Annotated in this window: 4 protein-coding genes; 1 reads left to right on the top strand and 3 read right to left on the bottom strand. The window is 70.1% G+C overall.

The genetic code is table 11. The annotated features are described in order from the left end of the window. Both L286_RS26145 and L286_RS26150 read right to left on the bottom strand, forming a co-directional pair. Window positions 1-1,146: ABC transporter permease (locus L286_RS26145; protein ID WP_021222942.1), on the bottom strand; the 1,146-nt coding region annotated here is incomplete at its 3' end. Continuing rightward, on the bottom strand, window positions 1,143-1,844 hold the full coding sequence (locus L286_RS26150; RefSeq protein ID WP_020818356.1) for an ABC transporter ATP-binding protein: 702 nt from the start codon (window positions 1,842-1,844) through the stop codon (window positions 1,143-1,145). The genes L286_RS26150 and L286_RS26145, both read right to left, overlap by 4 nt. A 16-nt stretch (window positions 1,845-1,860) precedes the next feature. On the opposite strand from L286_RS26150, the gene L286_RS26155 reads away from it, so the two are divergent. Then, window positions 1,861-2,562 carry an arylesterase gene (locus L286_RS26155; protein WP_007688157.1) on the top strand — a complete coding sequence of 234 codons (702 nt, stop codon included), beginning with the start codon at window positions 1,861-1,863 and terminating at the stop codon, window positions 2,560-2,562. A 76-nt stretch (window positions 2,563-2,638) separates the two neighbouring features. Here the strand turns inward: L286_RS26155 and L286_RS26160 are convergent. Beyond that, on the bottom strand, window positions 2,639-4,504 hold a 1,866-nt coding region (locus tag L286_RS26160; protein ID WP_021222944.1), incomplete at its 5' end, for an L-glutamate gamma-semialdehyde dehydrogenase.

The raw sequence follows: 4,504 nt of genomic DNA on the forward strand, positions 1-4,504 counted from the left end.
CAGGGTCCGCGCCCGCGCCAATGGCGGCACCGTGAAGATGAAGGCGATCAGCAGGCCGTAGAGCGCGCTCGTGACCAGCGGCCAGATCGCGACGGCGAAGCCCGGCTGCACCGGCAATATGTCCCGCATCGCCGTCACCAGCCCCAGCGGCAGCACGACCCCCGCCGCCAGCCCGCAACCGATGGCCAGCAGCGCGACCGCGCCGATCTGCATCAGGTAGATGCGGGCGATGTCGGCGGAGGACGCGCCCAATATCTTCAACGTCGCGATGCCGTTGCGCTTGATCGCCAGATAGGATGCCACCCCGTTGCTGACCCCGATCCCCGCTATGGCGAGCGCGGCCAGGCCGATCAGCGACAGGAACTGGCCCATCCGCTCCAGGAAACGGCTGGTCCCCGGCGCCGCGCCGTCGCGGTCCTTGATCTCGAACCCGGCGGAGGGAAAGGCGCGTTTCAGCCGCTCCGCCGCCGCCCCGGCATTCCCGCCCGCGCTCAGGCGGATGCGATATTTGCTTTCATAAAGGCTGCCCGGCTGGATCAGCCCCGTGCGCCGGATGCCCTCCATCGACGTGAGCGCCACCGGCCCCAAAGTGAAGCCCTCCCCCACCCGGTCCGGCTCGTCGGCGATGATGCCCCGGATGCGGAAGGCCGCAGCGCCGTAGCGCAGGCCATCGCCCGGCTTCACGTCCAGCCGGTCCGCCAAGGCCTGCCCGATGACCAGTTCGTCGGCGCGCATCGGCCCCGCGCGCCCGCCTTTCAGGGTCAGCGCGCCATAGAGCGGATAGGCCCCGTCCACGCCCTTAAGTTCGGTCAGCACGGCGGACGGGCCATTGCCAGCGCCCTGCCCCACCCGCTGCGCCATCGCCCGCAGCCTGATCGTCTCGCTCAGCGCGCCCTCGCGCCGGAAGGCCGCCTTCTCCGCCGCGCCCGCCTCGCGCTGCGACATCGCCACCTCGACATCGCCGCCCAGCAGCACCTGTCCCTTGCTGGCGATCTCTCCGGTGATCGCGGCGGTCAGGCCGCCGATGGTCGCCAGCGTCGCCACGCCCAGGAACAGGCAGATGAACAGCAGCCGCAACCCCCGGAAACCGCGATGCAGGTCGCGCCGGGCGATCCGCCAGCAGCCGCGCCAACCCAGCGCCTTCACGGCCTGCGGTCCGCGACGATCGACCCGTCGCGCATTTCCACGATGCGGTCGCACCGCGCCGCGAGGCCGGGATCATGGGTGATGATCACCAATGTCGCGCCGTTCGCGGCCCGCCGGGCGAACAGCAGTTCGACGATGGACCCGCTGGTCGCGCCGTCCAGATTGCCCGTCGGCTCGTCGGCGAAGAGGATGTCCGGCCCCGGCGCGACGGCGCGGGCGATGGCCACGCGCTGCTGCTCGCCCCCCGAAAGCTGCGCCGGATAATGGTGCAGCCGGTGCCCCAGCCCCACCGCCGCCAGTTCGTCCGCGGCGCGGGCGAAGGCGTCGGCAAAGCCCGCCAGTTCCAGCGGCACGGCGACATTCTCCACCGCCGTCATGGTCGGCAGCAGGTGGAAGCTCTGCAATATGATGCCCACGCGCCCGCGCCTCGCCCGCGCCAGCGCATCCTCGTCCAGCGGCCCATAATCGATCCCGGCGACCCGCACGTCGCCGCCGCTGGCGCGCTCCAGCCCCGACAATATCGCCATCAGCGACGATTTGCCCGACCCCGACGGACCCAATATCGCCAGGCTCTCGCCCTTGGGTATGGAAAGGTCGACGCCCCTCAATATCTGCGTCGGCGCTTCGCGGGTGCCGAGCGAAAGGGTGACATTGCGCGCTTCAATCGCAATATGGGCAAGGGAGGACGAACCGTGCATCGGCGAAAGGAACCCCATGAAGGCGGGAAGACGGTCAATATATGTGGGCGCGGCGGCGATTGTGCAATTGCTCACCGCCTGTTCGGGCGAACCGGCCGCCGACAATCATGCCGCGCCGTCCGTTCAGGCCGGTAACGCGGCCGCCCCGGTCGCGGACGGCAAGCTGGTGCTGGCCTTCGGCGACAGCCTCTATGCGGGCTATGGCGTGGCCCAGAATGAAAGCTTCCCCTTCCGCCTGGAACAGGCGCTGAAGGCGCAGGGCCTGGCGGTGCAGGTCCGCAATGCCGGGGTCTCCGGCGAAACCTCCTTGGGCGGCCTGCAGCGCCTGGCCTTCACGCTGGACGGCCTGCCGCGCAAGCCCGACCTGCTGCTGCTGGACCTGGGCGGCAACGACATGCTGCGCGGCCTGCCGCCGGAGGACAGCGAGAAGAATCTGCGCGCCATATTGGACGAACTGAAACGGCGGCAGATCCCCGTGCTGCTCACCGGCATGCTGGCCGCGCCCAATATGGGCAAGGATTATGGCGCGAAGTTCGACGCCATCTATCCCCGGCTGGCGAAGGATTACGGCCTGCCGCTCTACCCCTTCTTCCTGGACGGCGTGATCGGCGATCCCAAGCTGATGCAGGCCGATTCCATCCACCCCAATCCCGCCGGTGTGAACATCGTCGTCGGCAGGATCGCGCCGGTCGTCGCGGGCCTGCTCAAGGACGCATAAACGCGCCGTGGACCCGCCTGCGTTCGATTAACGCACCGTGTTCCTGCGCAGGAGCACCTTGCCCTTTAACCAGCCCTCATCCGATCATCATCAGGCTCGCATTCCCACCGGCGGCCGTCGTGTTGATGGAGGTCGACACCTCCTCCAGCAGCCAGTGGAGCGGATACATCCCATCCGCCCCCGCCGCATGGACGCTGACGACCGGCCCCAGCAGGCCGGCCACGTCCCGAACCGCCGCGCCGATCCGCCCGGCATCGCCCTCTACCAGCACCGCCCCCAGCGGCCCTTCCGGCCGAGACGCGAAATGCGTAGCGATATGCGGGGGCAATCCCCGCGGCAGCGCCATGTCCTGCAGCACCCCGCGATTGCCCGTCGCCAGCACCGCCGCCATCTGCCGCAACAGGCCCTGCCGCGTCGCGGGCCGCATCCCGATCCATCCGCGCGGATGCAATGCATAGAGGTTGCGCTCCCCCACCGGACCCGGCAGCGCCATCTCCACCCCCAGCGCCGAGGCATCGCCGCAGCGCCGCGCCATGGCCGAAGCCTCCGCCTCGCCCTCCGCCGCCAGCCAGTCGGCGAAATCGGCGAGCGCCGACGGGAACGAACCGACCCGCCCGGCAAAGGCCGGCGGCACGCGCACAAGCCGCCCCAGATAGAGCGGCCCGCCCGCCTTGGGTCCGGTGCCCGACAGCCCGCGCCCGCCAAAGGGCTGCACCCCCACGATGGCGCCGATCACATTGCGGTTCACATAGAGGTTGCCCGCCTTCACCCGCCCCGTCACCTGGGCGACGGTATCGTCCAGCCGCGTATGCAGGCCGAAGGTCAGGCCATAGCCGGTCGCGTTGATCGCATCCACCAGCGCGTCCAGCCCTGCGCGGGGGAAGCGGATGACGTGCAGCACCGGCCCGAACACCTCCCGCCGCAACTGCGCGATATCGTCGATCTCGATGATCGTCGGCGGTACGAAGCTGCCATGCGCGCTTTCCTCCGGCAATGGCTGCTGCTCCACCGCGCAGCCCAGGGCGCGCATCGCCTCTATGTGCCGCCCGATTCCTTCCTTCGCCTCGTCGGTGATGACCGGCCCGATGTCGACCGCCAGCCGGTCGGTCCGCCCGATGCGCAATTCCCTGAGCGCCCCCTTCAGCATCGCCAGCGTCCGGTCCGCCACATCCTCCTGCAGGCAGAGGATGCGCAGCGCCGAACAGCGCTGCCCCGCGCTGTCGAAGGCGGAGGCGATGACATCCGCCACCACCTGTTCCGCCAGTGCGGAGCTGTCGACGATCATCGCATTCTGCCCGCCTGTCTCCGCGACCAGCGGAATGGGCCTGCCCGAAGCGGAGAGGCGCGAGGCCAGTTGCCGCTGGATCAGCCGCGCCACCTCGGTCGATCCGGTGAACAGCACGCCGGCGGTCTGCGGCGCCGCCACCAGCGCCGCACCGATCTCTCCGCCGCCGGGGATCAGTTGCAGAGCGTCCCCCGGCACCCCCGCCTCGTGCAGCAGGCGCACCGCCTCCGCCGCGATCAGCGGGGTTTCCTCGGCGGGCTTGGCCAGCACCGCATTGCCCGCGACCAGCGCCGCCGCCACCTGGCCCGTGAAGATCGCCAGCGGGAAATTCCAGGGCGAAATGCACACCACCGGCCCCAAAGGCTCCTGCGCCGGGCCGAAGGTCGACCGCGCCTGCGCCGCATAATAGCGCAGGAAATCGATCGCCTCCCGCACTTCGGCTATGGCGTTGGGCAGCGACTTGCCCGCCTCCCGCACGATCAGGCCCAGCAGGATCGGCATGCGCGCCTGCATCGCGTCGGCCGCCCGCTCCAATATCGCGGCGCGTTCCGTCACCGGCGCCCGCGCCCAGCCGCTTCCGTCCGCCCGCGCGACCGCCGCCCGCGCAAAATCCGCCGACGCCTCGAACACCGTTCCCACGACATCGCGCCGGTCGGC

The sequence above is a fragment of the Sphingobium sp. HDIP04 genome (assembly GCF_000445085.1).
In the GTDB taxonomy this organism is placed as follows: Bacteria; Pseudomonadota; Alphaproteobacteria; order Sphingomonadales; family Sphingomonadaceae; genus Sphingobium; species Sphingobium indicum.